Origin of the sequence: Luteitalea sp. (assembly GCA_009377605.1) — a bacterium.
GTDB lineage: Bacteria > Acidobacteriota > Vicinamibacteria > Vicinamibacterales > Vicinamibacteraceae > WHTT01.
The window spans coordinates 1-15,022 of the sequence record WHTT01000034.1; the positions used below are offsets into that span (position 1 = coordinate 1).

Annotated in this window: 11 protein-coding genes and 1 pseudogene; 3 read left to right on the forward strand and 9 right to left on the reverse strand. The window is 63.8% G+C overall.

The window, feature by feature from the left end; translation table 11 throughout:
* Positions 1–10: 10 nt before the first annotated feature.
* Positions 11–211, forward strand: coding sequence for a hypothetical protein (locus GEV06_13175; GenBank protein MPZ18849.1), 201 nt, complete (start codon positions 11–13; stop codon positions 209–211).
* Between the two features lie 6 nt (positions 212–217).
* Entirely contained in the window at positions 218–409 is a 192-nt protein-coding gene (locus GEV06_13180) for a hypothetical protein (protein ID MPZ18850.1), read from the forward strand.
* Here the strand turns inward: GEV06_13180 and GEV06_13185 are convergent.
* The 8 genes and pseudogenes from GEV06_13185 to GEV06_13220 form a co-directional block, all read right to left on the reverse strand.
* Positions 338–1,012 carry a hypothetical protein gene (locus GEV06_13185; protein ID MPZ18851.1) on the reverse strand — a complete coding sequence of 225 codons (675 nt, stop codon included), beginning with the start codon at positions 1,010–1,012 and terminating at the stop codon, positions 338–340. The genes GEV06_13180 and GEV06_13185 overlap by 72 nt on opposite strands.
* Positions 1,013–1,142: 130 nt before the next feature.
* Positions 1,143–1,238 (reverse strand): annotated as a pseudogene (locus tag GEV06_13190) (glycoside hydrolase family 16 protein).
* Between the two features lie 384 nt (positions 1,239–1,622).
* Entirely contained in the window at positions 1,623–3,845 is a 2,223-nt protein-coding gene (locus tag GEV06_13195) for a TonB-dependent receptor (protein ID MPZ18852.1), read from the reverse strand.
* Positions 3,846–3,967: 122 nt separating this feature from the next.
* On the reverse strand, positions 3,968–4,633 hold the full coding sequence (locus GEV06_13200; GenBank protein MPZ18853.1) for a gluconate 2-dehydrogenase subunit 3 family protein: 666 nt from the start codon (positions 4,631–4,633) through the stop codon (positions 3,968–3,970).
* A gap of 72 nt (positions 4,634–4,705) precedes the next feature.
* A complete protein-coding gene (locus GEV06_13205) occupies positions 4,706–6,418 on the reverse strand; it encodes a GMC family oxidoreductase (protein MPZ18854.1) in 1,713 nt (570 codons plus the stop codon).
* Positions 6,419–6,567: 149 nt separating this feature from the next.
* On the reverse strand, positions 6,568–7,647 hold the full coding sequence (locus GEV06_13210; GenBank protein ID MPZ18855.1) for an agmatine deiminase family protein: 1,080 nt from the start codon (positions 7,645–7,647) through the stop codon (positions 6,568–6,570).
* Complete coding sequence (locus tag GEV06_13215) at positions 7,647–8,552, reverse strand: acyltransferase (GenBank protein ID MPZ18856.1); 906 nt, start codon at positions 8,550–8,552, stop codon at positions 7,647–7,649. The genes GEV06_13210 and GEV06_13215 overlap by 1 nt, the downstream gene beginning before the upstream one ends.
* 228 nt (positions 8,553–8,780) lie before the next feature.
* The gene (locus GEV06_13220) at positions 8,781–10,955 is read right to left on the reverse strand and encodes a PQQ-binding-like beta-propeller repeat protein (GenBank protein ID MPZ18857.1); all 2,175 of its coding nucleotides are present in this window, start codon (positions 10,953–10,955) and stop codon (positions 8,781–8,783) included.
* Between GEV06_13220 and GEV06_13225 the strand changes: the two genes are divergently transcribed.
* On the forward strand, positions 10,894–12,138 hold the full coding sequence (locus GEV06_13225; protein ID MPZ18858.1) for a M24 family metallopeptidase: 1,245 nt from the start codon (positions 10,894–10,896) through the stop codon (positions 12,136–12,138). The genes GEV06_13220 and GEV06_13225 overlap by 62 nt on opposite strands.
* A 139-nt stretch (positions 12,139–12,277) precedes the next feature.
* Here the strand turns inward: GEV06_13225 and GEV06_13230 are convergent, their stop codons facing one another.
* Positions 12,278–15,022: a hypothetical protein gene (locus GEV06_13230; protein MPZ18859.1), complete on the reverse strand. Its 2,745-nt coding sequence runs from the start codon at positions 15,020–15,022 to the stop codon at positions 12,278–12,280.

Here is a 15,022-nt window from a genome sequence, read left to right on the forward strand (position 1 = left end):
GCACGAGCTGATGGACATAAACTCGAGCCCTCAGTCGGCAGGAACGTTGGAGCTGCAGGGTGTCCCGAACGGCACGTGGATAGCGGAATGGATGAACACGCTGGATGGGACCTCAATCAGGACGGAGCTGGTCGAGAGTGCGGATCACCAGCTCGTCTTGAGCACGCCGGCCGTTGAGAAGAGTGTCGCGGTTCGCTTGCAGCGGGTCTAGGGGGACTTGGTCCTTGGTCCTTGGTCCTTGGTCCTTGGTCCTTGGTCCTTGGTTCTTGGTTCTTGGTTGCCTATTGCCCCGAGGTTAAAGCGCACCAAGGACCAAGAACGAAGAACCAAGAACCCGTTATGGCTCGAGCCTGATCGTCCCAAACGACTCAGGCACGTGATTGCTCCGATTGAAGGTCGGCCGCCATGAAAGGACGAGCCTCCCATTCGATCCCTCCCCCTTTGGTGGCCCCTGGATGCGGTACAGGTTGATTCGCATCTCGTTTCCGGGCACTGGCGGTCGGCTATCGATGGACTTGATGGGGATTCGCATCTCGCCGTACCAGGTCTTCTTGTCTCGATCGAGGCGAGCCTTCACCTCGAACTCCGAATTCCACCGCCATCCACCTTCCGGCTTCGGCTCATCACGATCGATGTCGAGGTCCACCCACTCCCCTTGGGGAGACACCTGGAATTCCCTGTAGCGGCGGATATTCTCGAAATCGGCGCCAATGAAGACCTCCGCGACGTCCCACTCCCAAAGCTCGTTGGTCTCCGTGGTCGTCGATGGATTGGGACGCAGGTACAACTCTTCGTACGGGCACACGAAGAGGAGATAAAGATTCTGATCCGTCCACCGCGATCGAATCTCCGTGCGGTGACTGGGGATAGGACGCTCCCAGCGGTCATTCTCCATGATGGCCAGCGGAGCCTCTTGCCAGAACGGGGTGGCTGGGTCGGCGGTCACCTCCACGTCGGCCGCGGCGCGTCGGCTGATCAGCGGATCCCCAGCGCCACCGGTCACGACGGCCATCGACACGAACAGGATCGTTAGGAGCAACATCGTCTTCATCTGACACTCACCGTTCTGTCTTCATCCGCGCAACGTTCGCGAGCCTCATCGGGACTCACCGCTCGTAATCTTCTCGTACACGCGCACGTAAGTACTGGAGCTCGTTGTGCCTGACGTACCCTTCCTCGTATCCCCACTTGGTTGGATCGGGATGCCCCTCATAGTCGAACTCATCCGACCACACCAGATTCCAGCCCTGTTTTTCCGGCGCTTGGGCGAAGGCGCCGGTCACGGGGAGTGACAAGATGACTGCGAGGACTAGTGCCTGACGCATGAGCCCCTCCCGCCTTGCGTACGATGTCCACCTATTTTGTATACGTGGCGAATCTAGTTGTTTTGGTTATGTTTGTCAATTGAACCACGAGGTCTCGCGACAGGAGAGTCAGAAGCGGCAAGAGCTACTGGCCCTTCAGAAAGAAAACGCAAACACGGCGGTCCGGAAACGGCCGTCTCGGCGAGGGAACGGTCGGGCGCGTTCGCCGACTCGTCCGCCCGTTTCGACTTCGCCAAGGCTACGTCGAACCCGCCGACGCTTTAGCGAAGGCGGGAGCGCGGAGGCGTGAACGCGCCGTCAGAAGCTCGTGCGAAGCTCCGCGACAATCTGCCGCTTGATGATGTCGCCGAAGACGTGCTGCTGGATTTCGTTGTTCAGCAGGTTCGTCACCTTGACGGAGGTGATGTACTCGCCACGCCCGCCCCATTTCACGCCGAAGGCACCATTCACGAGGGTGAAGGCATCTGTCGGGCCATCAAATCGGCTGTCGAGCACGTCCCGCCAAAACGCGTCGTCAGTATAGCTGACCGTAAAATTGCCGAGGAAACGCGGGCCGTCGTAGCCAACACCCACGTTCATCCGGTGGCTGGGGGGCAGGTTGAGCTCCGAGATATCGAAGTCCTTGGGATCCGGCTCGTCCTGATAGGAGTAGTTGAGAAAGCCATTCCACGTCCGCGTGACCGCGCCCTCGATACCGAGCTCGACGCCACGGTAGCGCACCTCGCCAAGATTCAGATAGCTGAAGGCCGCCGGGAGGCCGTTCCCAGGCCCAAACTGGCCGGACGCGACAATCAGCTCGAGCACATCAGGCGGCAGCGGCCAGCCGGGCGGCGGGTTCGACGCGCGGTAGGAGTCGACTTGCGTGAAGAAGATGTCGTTCTTCACGTTGTTGACGTAAAACGCCGCCGAGAGCGTCGCACGATCCCAGAGGACACCGGTGTAGCCAACCTCGTACGCGTCCAGCGACTGCTCTTCCAGGTCGGTGTTTCCAGTCGCGGTCACGGGGAAGTTGAAGACTTGACCTCCAAGGCGCGGATCGAGGGAACCGAGGGGTAACTGGTCGAGTAGCGTGAGATCGATGAAGTTGTTGATGAGCGACGGCGCCCGATAGGCACGATTGTACGACACTCGAACGGTCTGTTCGGGCGTTGGTTTGTACATGAACGTCGTTCGGGGGGAGAAGACCGGGTCGTCGAGCACGTCGAACATGTCGAGGCGCGCACCGACGACCCACCAGAAGTGTCTCGAGAGGAGGATCTCGTCCTGCACATAGATGCCGCCTTCCGTGCGCGAGTCCTCCCCAGGCGCAATCGAGAGCTGGAACTGATTTCGCCGGAAGTTTCCACCGTAACTGAGGACGTGCCGGGCGGCGAGTGTCTGGACGTTGCCCACCTCGACGTCGTAGGTTTCGGTCTTGAAGTCGAACTCGATTGGACGGGCATCGGGCCCGACGCTCAAGAGGTTCGTTGCACCCCCGTCGAGCAGGTTCACGAACCCGCTGACCTTCAGGCCGCCGCGAGTGAAACCGACCTTGCCATAGCCGAGCGTCCCCCCGCGAACGACGTCGAACGGCCCTATGCCCGTATGGATAATGCCGTCCGATGACGCAACGCCACCTTGAAAGACCAGGCTTCGCTCATCGTCCGGGAAGTCGTAGTCGGCACGGACGTCCAGCTTCGGCTGCGTGGTTCCGCTGTTCGGAAAGCTCGGGTATGGTGTGTTCGTCTCGTTGGGCATCAGGCCGGTGGGGCGCGCGAACGCTTCTTGCGCGTACCCGCCGGCCGAGATCTTGTAGGCCCAGCGGTCGTTCACCGCCTGCGCGTGCGAGCCGTTCACATAGAAAAGACTGCCGGCATCTTGGTCGACAAGATCGGTGCTCCGACCGAACGTCCCCACGCCAATCGTGGCCCTCGTCCCCTGCATCTCCCGTGGTGACTTCGTGATGACATTCACCACACCGGTCATGGCGTTGGCGCCCCAGACCGCCGATGCCGGCCCGCGAATCACTTCGATCTGCTTGATGTCGGATGGCTCCACGGGCAGGCTGTCCCACATGATGAAGCCGAAGAAATCGAGGTAGATGCTCCGCCCATCGACCAGCGCAAGCTGTGAGGCCGAGAGTGTGCCGCTCGCGGCGCGACTCGTGAGATTGATGTCGCGCGCCGACGTTTGGGTGACGTTGAGGCCAGGCACCGTCCGGAACAGATCGCCGTAGTTGAGTGCCGGCGATTGCTCGATGGTCTGGCTCGTGATGACGCTGACCGTCGCAGGCGCATTGAGCAGCGACTGCTCGGTGCGAGAGGCAGTGACAACCACCTGCTCTTCGTTGATGGGCAGCTTCTCCGACGCCTCTTGCGAGGCCTCATCGGGCGCTTGCTGCGACGGCGGCTCAGCGGGCTTCTCTTGTGCAGACGGCGGGGCGTCGCGCGACGGGCCTTGGTTCGCGCCACCCACGGCGGCCCAACCGGACCCTGCCGACATCACGCCACACACCAAGACGAGGGATACGAGCCTGAGCACCGCCAGCTCCTTGTGATGGAGAGACTGACTCTCGCACAGTCGCCCTCATCTTACAGGATTTCGCTGCTAATCAGTGCTCCTGCAGAGTAGCTAAACGCTTGGGTGTGACGACCTGACCTTGGCTATGCGCCAGCATCGGTGGGGCGGTACCACTTCTCCAGCCCGTCGTAGCTCACACCGAGCTTTTGCAGGACCTCATCCGGGGCCCCGGTCCATTTCGGCGCCGGGACGTTGCCAAGGTAGCCGATGTCTTCGACGCCCACCTTGCTCGACCAGAATCCTGTGGCCGTGAGATCACGCACCAAGCTGAAGAAGCGTGCACCGTGTGAGAGCCCCTTTGCCTCCGCCTTCTCGGGCCACGCGATGTCGTCGAGGATGGCGGTCTGCTCCGCTGCAGCACAAGCCGCGAACGCCTTGCCAAATCTCGTGTCACATTCACGGTCGAGCCAGCGAAGACCGCCACGCAGTGCCGTCTGCCTGGTGGGTTGGTCGACCAACATGAAGTCGATGAACTCTGGGACGCCTGCGTCGGTGGCGCTGCCGGATCGCTCGTCGGCCGGAAGGATGAGATCGACCAAGATGCCGAGCGTCGCGTATTCCGCCTTGGTGAAGAACTTCGGCTCGTACGCGGTCTTCTCGTCGGCCGCCGCCTGACGCGCCTGCTCGGCGTGCTGGTGGGCTTGCGCCGCCTCGGCGCCGGTCCAACTGATCCCTGCCGCGGCCGGCACGGTCCCGAGCACCTGCAACGCTTTCCGTCGACTGATTTCGCTCATGGCTGTCTCGCTCATCCGTAGCGCAGGGCTTCAGCCCTGCCAGGCAGGCCTAAAGGCCTGCGCTACGGCAACCTCTTTCCCTCATCGTCAGATACTACGCTTCTTCCACTGCTCAGCGATGTACTCGCTCGTGCGCCAAGCGAAGGCGAGAATGGTCCACGTCAGGTTCTTGTCCGCCTGCGAGACAAACGGTGCGCCGTCGCAGACGAACAGGTTCGGCACCTCGTGCGCCTGACAGTATTTGTTCAGGACGGACGCCTTGGGCTCGTTGCCCATGCGAATCGTGCCAGATTCATGGATGATGCGCCCGCCTGGCTCGAGGCCGTAGTCCTGGTCGTGGTCGCGCCACGGTGTCGTCACGGTCCCACCCATGGTCTGGATGATTTCGCGGAACGTTTCTTGACCGTGCTTCGCCTGCTTCCGCTCATGGTCGCTCCACTTGAAGTGGAAGCGCAGGACCGGGATGCCCCACTGGTCCACGACTTCGGGATCGATCTCGCAGTAGCTGTCCTTGTTGGGGATCATCTCGCCCCGCAAGGCAAAGCCGACACCCGTGCCGTAGAGCCGCCGATACTCCTCCTTCAACGCCTTGCCGTAGCCACCGCCGGAGCCGCCTGGATGCTCCTCGATCCCGCCCATGAAGCCGTATCCCGGCATGCGACGGCCACCGCCAATCTCGATGTGATATCCGCGCGGAAAATCGAGCTTTCGATTGTCCACCCACCACGGTGTGTAGAGATGCATCCCGCCGACCCCATCCTCATTGACCGAGGGAAGGTCCACGAGCTTCGGGATGAAGCCGCTCACGCTCATACCAGTCGAGTCGATCAGATACTTTCCCACCACGCCACTATTGTTGGCGAGCCCCTTCGGGAAGCGCGGGGACGTCGAGTTGAGCAGGAGCCGCGCCGACTCGCAGGCACTCGCCGCCAGCACGACGATCTTGCCGCGGAGCGTCGTTTCCTGGCCGTTCGTCGTGTTGACGTACGACACGCCTGTCGCACGTCCCTCATCGTCGCTCAAGACCTCGCGCGCCATGGCGTGCGGAACAACGGTGAGCTTCCCGGTCTTCTCCGCGGGCGGGAGTAACACCGTGGGGCTGGAGAAATTGGAGTGCGTTCCACAACCACGACCGCATTGCCCGCAGTAATGGCAAGCAGCACGGCCATTGAGCGGTTGCGTGAGAATCGACATGCGCGCCGGCACACAGGGAATCTTCAGCTTGTCGCACGCGTCCTTGATGAGCAGCTCGTACCCGCGCGGCTTCGGCGGCGGCTGGAAGATGCCGTCCGGCTCGTTGTGAAGGCCCGTCTCGCTGGCGTGGTTGTTGCCAAAGATGCCGATGAAGCGATCGCAGTTGTCGTAGTACGGCTTGATGTCGTCGTACGTGATCGGCCAGTCGTCGCCCAGGCCGTCGATGCCCTTGCGGCGAAAGTCGTCCGGTCCCCACCTGAGGGAGATACGCCCCCAATGGTTCGTCCGGCCGCCGAGCATGCGTGCCCGGAACCAGTCCCAGCGCTCGCCTGGCGCCATCGTGTACGGCTCCCCATCCATCTCCCAACCGCCGATGCACCCATCGAACTCGCCAAATGGCTTTTCCTTGCCGCCGAAGCCACGGCGCGGTGAGTCGTACGACCACTTGAACATCGCGCCGTCCTTCGCGACGTCCCAAAGAGCTCCCGCTTCCAACAGCGCGACGTTGGCGCCAGCCTTCGTCAAGACATACGCCGCCATGCCGCCGCCAGCACCCGACCCGACGATGATGACGTCATACTCCTTGGAACTCTCGATAACCTGCATGCTTCAACCTCATTAAGACGAGTGCGAGGAGCAACCTCCGCCAATCTCGAGTTTCTGGAAGAGCTCTCAACCTCACAATCTTAACGTGGAACAGATTCCGCGCGAAATACGCCCGACCTTTAGGTCGGGCGCGCGCGTGAGCCGTCACATCAGGCTGTCACCCCTGCCGCTGGCTGCTGTTGCGTGACGCAATGAATCGCCCCAAGGCCCCAGACGAGAGGCTCACACGGAATCGACACCACGCGCCGATCAGCAAACAGCGCTTGCAGGGTGCCGGCTGCCCGCTTGTCATTCGTCGCGTGACCAAACACCGGCAACAAGACAACGCCGTTGGCAATGTAGAAATTCGCATAGCTGGCCGGCAGCCGGTCCCCAGACGCCCCTCCTATCACACCGGGCATGGGAAGCGTGACGATGCGATAGGGGTGCCCGGCCGGATCGCGCGCCAGCTCGAGCCGCCGGAGGTTGTCCGCCAGCAGTGCGTAGTTCGCATCCCCGGAATCCTCCTCGTTCACGCAGACGATCGTATCGGCCGACACGAACCGCGCCACGTCGTCGACGTGGCCGTCGGTATCGTCTCCGATCAGCCCCTCACCGAGCCACAGCACCTGCTCCACGCCCAGGAACTCACGAAGGTGATGTTCAATCGCTGCCCGATCGAGATGTGGATTCCGATTCTGGTTCAGTAGGCACTGCTCCGTCGTCATCACGACACGGGTGCCGTTGACGTCGATGGCTCCCCCCTCGAGGATCATGCCGGGCGTGAACCGCTCGGCACCCAGAATCGGGAACAGCGCGTCCGGCACACGCGCGTCTGCTCTGAGCGGCGGATACTTGTCGCCCCAGGCATTGAAGCTCCAATGATTGAACGCCAACTGTCCGTCGGGTCCCAGCAGGAAGTTCGGCCCGTAATCGCGGATCCAAGCGTCCACGGTTGGGATCCTGTGGATGCGCAGGTTATGCGCTTGTGGCCACCGACACGCCGCCTTTATCTGCGCTTCCGTCTCCTGGTCGTCTACGAGCAGGTCCACGTGCTCGTGCTGGGTGAGCACCTCGATCATGCGGAGGAAGAGCGCCTGCACCTGCGGGACGCGATTCGGCCAGGTTTCGGGATCCTTCGGCCATGCGAGCCAAGTCGACTCGTGCCGGTGCCACTCGGCAGGCATTCGGTAACCACGCGCCGCGGGCGTCACGACGCTTCTTTCCTGCCCCAACCGCGTCGGCTGCATCATCGCCTGCTCGTGCCTTCCTCGATGAGCCGTTCGCTCAGCGGCGCGTAGGCGTCGATGCGCCGGTCACGCAAGAACGGCCAGTGCTGCCGCGTCTCTTCGATAAGGGACAAATCACACTCGACGATCAGCGTGTCCTCACGCCGGCTCGACGCGCGCGCGAGCACGCGACCGAAGGGATCGGCCACAAACGACTGGCCCCAGAACGCCAAGTCTCCTTCCTTCCCGACACGATTCACCACGACCACGTACACGCCATTGGCAATCGCATGCGCGCGCTGGATAGTCTCCCACGCTTCGTGCTGTGCCCGGTTCACCTCCTCTGCCTCACCGGGTAACCATCCAATCGCTGTGGGATAGAAGAGGATCTGCGCGCCCGAGAGCGCCGTGAGGCGTGCCGCCTCTGGAAACCACTGGTCCCAACAGACCAGCACGCCGCAGCGCCCGTGCCGCGTCGTGTGAGCCCGAAACCCGAGATCGCCCGGCGTGAAGTAGAACTTCTCGTAATAGAGCGGGTCGTCCGGGATGTGCATCTTGCGATACATCCCAGCCATGGCTCCGTCTGCGTCGAAGACGACGGCCGTGTTGTGATAGACGCCAGCGGCGCGTCGCTCGAACAGCGAGGCCACGACGACCACCTTGTGCTGTCGAGCGACCTTACCGATCGCGCGGGTGGAGGGACCAGGAATCGGCTCGGCGAGCTTGAACCACTCGACGTCCTCGCGCTGGCAGAAGTACTGCGATCGAAACAGCTCCTGCAAGCACACGATGGTCGCGCCATCACGGGCAGCGCGCGAAATGCGATCGAGTGCCTTCTCGAGGTTCGACTTCGGGTCGGGAATCGCAGACATCTGTACGAGGCCAACGACGGGATTCTTCCTCGTCGTGCGTGACGTCTTCCGCATAATGAAAGGAGTGTACCAGACGTAAGGGGTGACGGGGTGACAGGGTGACAGGGTGACAGGGTGACAGGGTGATCGGTGGTTCCGAGCAATTTAACCGCACATCGAGCGACGAGGAAGCGTCGCCGTCACGTGACGTCAACCTCGTGCGGTCGAACAGCCTCCTCACCTTGTCACCCCCTCACCTTGTCACCCCCTCACCTTGTCACCCCCTCACCTTGTCACCCTGCCTCATGGCAACGCAAAGGCCACGTAAGCGTCCCCCGACTTCGTGCCCATCTTGCCGCCCCCCGCGGCGATCACGACGAATTGCCGGCCATTCACGGAGTAGGTGCCCGGCGTCGCGTATCCACCGGCTGGAAGCTTGGTCTGCCAGAGCAGCTCGCCGGTCCTCTTGTCGAACGCACGAAACATCTCGTCCTTGGTCGCCCCGATGAAGATCAGCCCGCCCGCCGTAACGACAGGACCGCCGTAGTTTTCCGTGCCGGTGGGTGCCATCCCCTGTTCCGTGAGCTCCGGCAGCTCGCCGAGCGGAATTTGCCAGACGATCGTACCAGCGTTGAGATCGATCGCGTTGAGCGTGCCCCATGGCGGCTCGACCGCCGGATACCCTTCGTGATCGAAGAAGCGATTGTAGCCGGTGGTCGTGTAGGGCGACCTCGCGCCCGGCCCAGGAGCCCTGGGCCGAGGCGAGCCCTGAGTACCTCCAGGCCGCGCTTCCCCAAACAGATACCGGACGATGGCGTTACGCTCATCGGCACGTAACGCGCCGAATCTCGGCATGACCCCCTTGCCTTCCGCGATCACGCGGGCCACCTCTGCTCGCTCGAGTCGCGCCGCAACGTCTTGGAGCGATGGAATCGTCTGCGCCGGCGCACCCGCGCGATCGACGCCGTGGCAGGAGGCGCACTGTGTCTGGTAGAGACGCTGCCCTTGCGGTACAGAGGATCCTCCTCCGGCACCGATCTCGACCATCTCGAGCACCCACGCCATCTCGTTGGAATTGACGTACAGCCAGCCGGACGCGGGATCGAGCGCCTGCCCGCCCCATTCCCCACCTCCATCGAAGCCTGGAAAGATGACCGTGCCTTCACGGCTCGGGGGAATGAACGGCTGCCCCGTCCGCAATGTCCTGAGCCGCTCCAACACGTGGGCACGTGCCGCAGGCGTTCGACTCGTGACCTCCGCCTCGGTGAGCTGCTGGCGTGCAAAGGGGGGCGGCGCAATAGGGAACGGCTGCGTTGGCCACGCGAGCTCGTCTTTCAGATCGGACGCCGGCACGGCACGCTCCTGCACAGGGAAGAGCGGTTCGCCCGTCTGCCGATCGAACAGGAACACGTAACCGTGCTTGGTCACTTGGGCCACCGCATCGATGCGGCGCCCACCATGTGTCACCGTGACCAGCACCGGTGCGGCCGGGAGGTCGCGATCCCAGAGGTCGTGATGCACGACCTGGTAGTGCCAGACGCGCCGGCCCGTGTCGGCGCGAAGCGCGAGCACGCAGTTGGCGAAGAGGTTGGCGCCTTTGCGATCACCACCCCAGAAGTCGAAGGCGGCCGAGCCGGTGGGCAGGAAGACGAGCCCGCGCTCCACGTCCACACTGATTCCCGACCAGACATTCGCGCCGCCGCTACGCGCCCACGCGTCCGGCGGCCACGTTTCGTAACCGTACTCGCCAGGCCAGGGAATGGTGCGGAAGGTCCAACGGATTGCGCCGGATCGCACGTCGTACGCGCGGATGTGACCGGGGGCTGCGGCACCGGGCCCTTCCGACACGCGTGTGCCGACAATGAGGAGATCTTCGTAGATGGCACCCGGTGTGTTCGACATCACGGTCAGGCCCGAAACGTCGCGGCCGAGCCCCTTCGCGAGGTCGATACGGCCCTGGGCGCCGAAGGTCCGGATGGGCGTGCCCGTTCGTGCATCGAGGGCGTAGAGGAACTGCCCCGCGCTCAAAAAGACTCGTCGAGCCGCCTTGCCATCGGACCAGTGGACCAGGCCGCGGTTCACGCCCAGCGCCTCCGCCTCGCGCCCTTGTGCACCGCTCAGGAAGGGGTCGAAGCGCCACAGCTCGCGGCCCGTGGCCGCGTCGAGCGCGAACGCTTTGAGCTGGGGAGATGTCGCATACAGCACACCATCGACGACAATGGGATTGGACTGGATCTGCGAGCGGTCGTCTGCGCGAGCATCACCCGTCCGGTAGGTCCACGCGAGGCGAAGGCGTTGGACGTTGCTACGGTTGATGTGTGCGAGCGGCGAGTACTGCTGATGACCCGGGTCGCCGCCATGCATCGGCCACGCGACGTCAGTCGGAGCGGGTCGCCAGACGAGACCCAGTGCCGCGATGACGACAATGCCCCACAGCGCGTGGAGCACCAGGGCGCGGACGGTTACGACGTCGCTCACGTTGTTATCCTTGCACCTGTGGAGGACTGTGCCAATGTTAACCGCCGAGGGATGCCGGAACCGCCGCGCGAAGCTGTGGACTCTCGTCAATCCACAACCTGACTGCGTGCTCCTGGGCGAGCCGCGACACCTCACGTACCTCGCCAGTTTCTACGCCTCGCCGTTCACATATCGAAGCCAGAATGCACCGGCGCTCGCGATCTTGACGCCCGAGCACGCCGTGCTCGTTGCCGACAGCACGCAGCGGCTCTATAGCCAAGCGGCCCATGTCGACGAGATCATCGCGCCGACATGGTATCGCGGCCGCGAGTCGGCGGTGGACAGGGGCGCGCTCTTGACCACAACCGTGGTCGAGCAGCTTTCACGCGTACGGGGCCGGCGCATCGCCGTCGACAGTGCCGTTCCGACGGGCGTCATGGATCACCTCCGCCGTGACGGCCGCGCCGTGGAGCCCCTCGACATCCGGCCCACGATTCGGCGTATGGAGCGCCAGAAGGATGCCGACGAGGTCGAGTTGATGCGGCGGTCGGTGGCCGCGGGCGAGGCTGGGTTCAGAGCGGCTGTCGAACAGATTCGACCGGGCATGACCGAGATTCAAGCCTATACCCTGATCCAGCGCGCCTCGGTGGAGTCTGCGGGTCATGCTGTCCTCGTCTATGGCGATTTCGTCTCCGGAGAGCGCACGCTGAGGCATGGCGGCCCGGCGGGTCAGCGGATCATTGAACCCGACGATCTCTTTCTCCTGGACTTCTCCGTGGTCGTTCATGGCTATCGGGCGGACTTCGCGAACACGTTCGTGGTGGCAGGCGGCAGACCGTCAGCGCGACAGCAGGAGCTCGCGGCGTATTGTTTGGAGGCGATGCACGTGGGGGAAAGCCTCCTCCAGGCGGGCTCACGGTGCCGAGACATCGACGCGGCCGTGCGGGAGGCCTTCGCCAAGCGGCAGGTCGATCAGCACTTCACACACCACACAGGGCACGGCCTGGGCCTGGGACATCCGGATCCGCCGTACCTCACACCAGAGAGCAGCGAGACCCTCGTTGCCGGTGACATCGTCACGCTCGAGCCCGGTTTGTACGTGGATGGCGTCGGCGGCATGCGATTCGAGCACAACTATCTCATCACGCAGGAAGGGTTCCAAACGCTGACACATCACACGCTCGGGTTAACGGCAATGCCGTAGCGTGGCTTTGCGTTCCGCCGGTCGGTGGCGCCTCTAACGGGCCGACGAGCACGATAGAAATCTACGCCAGCAACTGTCCCAAACTGGCGGCCTTCCCGCCTGGTCGGTGCCCCACTGACGGCAGCATGGGACGATACAGCTAGGCGATCTCCACCTCGAGAACGCTGCCCTCGGCGAGCTCGACCAGATCGCCCAACGACACGCGAGCGCGCCCATCACTGCTCGACGCCTTGTAGGCCGTGGCCTGGCCGTCGACCGCTACGTGCGTCGGTGTCCCTGCGGCGTCGATCTCGAAATTCTGGCACGGGAGTGTGCCGTGCAGCACTCGCAACACAATACCTGTGGCAGACGACCGCACGGAGCGCTCGAACGTGCCCCAGCCGGTTGCCGTCGCCCAGAAGCAGCGGAACGCGGCCTCCTCGGGGAATCGCCGCGTGATGGTCACGCGCCGGTTGCCTCCGTCGTAGAGGAAGCCACCCGCCGCCACCAGACAAGACCAGGCGGCCATGGCTCGCGCATAGTGATGGCCACACTCGGCCTCGTCCCAGGGATTCCGCTTCTCGCCGTCGTACCGGCTCCGAACGTTCGCGATGCACTCGACACCCTCGCGGGTCATCCCGACGTACAGCATGTGTGCAGCGACGGTATACTCGAGACCGGTCCAGACCTCCGCATAGTAGGGAAAGGGAATGCGCGGCCGGCGCGCCGTGCCGTAGTCGCACACGACGAGGGCAGCCTCGTCGTTGAGCGCATACGTTCGCGCCACGCTGTCGTGCGCGATGAGCGTTGGCCTGGAGTTGTAGCGGGAGACGGACTCGAGCGTCTTACGGATCCTCGCCGGATCGAGCAGCGCGCCAAGGCCCGCGACTTCCGCTAAGTACTGGCCCACGAGCTGGTCCGCGAGACACCCCTCCCCCAGCTGGTACGTTGGTCGCTCAGTGTCTTCGCTGCCCGACTCGCCACGTAGCGCCGGCGCGATCGTCTGCGTGGCGACACCTCGTACATGTTGCACGTAGTACTCACCGTTGAACAGGTTCTCGTCGATCCAGGCGCGACCGCCCTCGAACAGCCGCCTGTACTCGGTCGCCGCCTGCTCGTCACCGACCGCGCGTGCCATCTCCTCGCCGGCGCGCAGCCCTGCCAGGTAGTAGATGCCGCACTGCGGGTTCGGGCCGTAGAACTCGACGTCGTAAGTGTTGTGCTGCACGCCTTCCATCACACCGTCCCGGTCCGCATCCCAACCGCCGGGTACCCAGGCGAACTCCAAGGCCCGCTTGACACGCGGCCAGATCTCGCGGAGCCAGCCGAGGTCACCCGACAGGCGCCAGTCGAGGTACGCGTGAACGATCTGCCCCATCTGTCCGTCGGCGGCGGCAAATCCCCAGCGCTCCGCACCTTCCGGCAGCGAGTGCCGAAAGCGGATCGCACCTGCCTCGTCCATCGCAGGCCCGAACATCGCGCGGCGAAGCGAGCGCGCGAACGACGGAAAGACATGGGGTGTCGCCGTCTCATAGTTCCACACGTGTGCACAGCTGCCGTGGCAGCAACCAGCCTCGTCGTTGACGCCTTCGAAGCCGTGGAACTCACCGTCGGCCGTCCGGAAGCAGGTGTTCGCGACCAGCGTCGACAGGTTCGCCATGGCCGCGTCCTTGACGCCGGCTGGCACCGTGCTCTCCTGGACGGCGCCTGCAAAGGCCCGCGTCTTCGCCTCGAGCCGATCGAGGTTGGAAGCCGCGTACTGCGCCGCCACCCAAGCATCCGGGAACTTGGTCGTGTACCAGTTACCGATTAGCCTGTCCTTCTGGTCTTCCGGCGCGTGCCAGCCACATCGCGCGGGTGTTCTGTTTGGAAAATGCCACGCGAGGAGGAAGGTGTATTCGCCGCTCTCCCCTGGCGCAATGGTCCGTTGGAGGCAGAGCGCGCCAACCGTGCCGCGCTCGGCCGGCTCCTCGCCGAGCTGGCCATCTTCGACGAAGCCCTCCCAGTAGAGCAGCGGCGAGTCCCACCAGCGGCCCTCCGGCCAGCCGCGCCACGATGTCAGCGCGCCATCGCCGGCGGCACGAACCGCCAGCGCGACGCTGCCGTGCATCGGGTCGTCTGCTGCAAGGCCAGGGTTCGTCATCACCAATCCAGTGAGGTCGCCATCCTGACGATAGGCGTTCTCACGACCATCGTCGTCGTCGGGGCCTGAAGGGCTCTCGGAACGAACTGGGTTCTGTAGAGAGAACGCAATCGATACCCGTGCCGGCGCTGTACCGGCGTTGGTGACGCGATAACGTAAGACGGTTACTGGGAGCCCCGATTCATCAGGCTCGTGTGGGATGAACGGCGTGAATGCCTCGAGCGCCACGCTCACCGGCAGTTCTGGATCCTCGAAGTCGATGCGAGCAAGCGGAAACTCTCCGGTGAACGCTGCGCTGGCCAGCCGCGGGAGGCCTGGCACGTTGTCGGCCCCGAGCCCCGAAGAACCCTCGTACGGCGGTAGAATACGCGCCTCGAGCACACGCGCCACCGAGGGCCCGTCTCCGACCTTTGCCCAGATCGCCGGGAAGGCATAAGTCGGTCGCCGACCCTTGTCCGGCTTGTTGAAGATCTCCCAATCGCGCAGCTGACCTCGCCCGCCCAAGCTGATGCTTCCGGCGCCGACGCCGCCGAGGGGAAACGCGAGCATCTCGAGTTGTCGGCCACGAAACACCCGCGGATAGGTCAACGCCGCCGCGTCCCGCGCGGCCATCGTCGTCACCGATGGCGGCTCCTCGACCGTGGGCTGCGGTGTCGGCTCCTGTGTCTTCCCGGTGGCGATATCTGGGGTCGCTGCAGCACCAGCCGCCAACGTCATTTGCTGCAGAAACGTTCGACGTCCGCTCCTGGAGGTTCGCTTCAT

Excerpts from the sequence above, each read along its gene's own strand:
- GEV06_13175 (MPZ18849.1), top strand. The coding sequence starts at position 11 with ATGGACATAAACTCGAGCCCTCAGTCGGCAGGAACGTTGGAGCTGCAG.
- GEV06_13185 (MPZ18851.1), bottom strand. The coding sequence starts at position 1,012 with ATGGCCGTCGTGACCGGTGGCGCTGGGGATCCGCTGATCAGCCGACGC.
- GEV06_13200 (MPZ18853.1), bottom strand. The coding sequence starts at position 4,633 with ATGAGCGAGACAGCCATGAGCGAAATCAGTCGACGGAAAGCGTTGCAG.
- GEV06_13205 (MPZ18854.1), bottom strand. The coding sequence starts at position 6,418 with ATGCAGGTTATCGAGAGTTCCAAGGAGTATGACGTCATCATCGTCGGG.
- GEV06_13210 (MPZ18855.1), bottom strand. The coding sequence starts at position 7,647 with ATGCAGCCGACGCGGTTGGGGCAGGAAAGAAGCGTCGTGACGCCCGCG.
- GEV06_13215 (MPZ18856.1), bottom strand. The coding sequence starts at position 8,552 with ATGCGGAAGACGTCACGCACGACGAGGAAGAATCCCGTCGTTGGCCTC.
- GEV06_13225 (MPZ18858.1), top strand. The coding sequence starts at position 10,894 with ATGACGACAATGCCCCACAGCGCGTGGAGCACCAGGGCGCGGACGGTT.
- GEV06_13230 (MPZ18859.1), bottom strand. The coding sequence starts at position 15,022 with ATGAAGCGAACCTCCAGGAGCGGACGTCGAACGTTTCTGCAGCAAATG.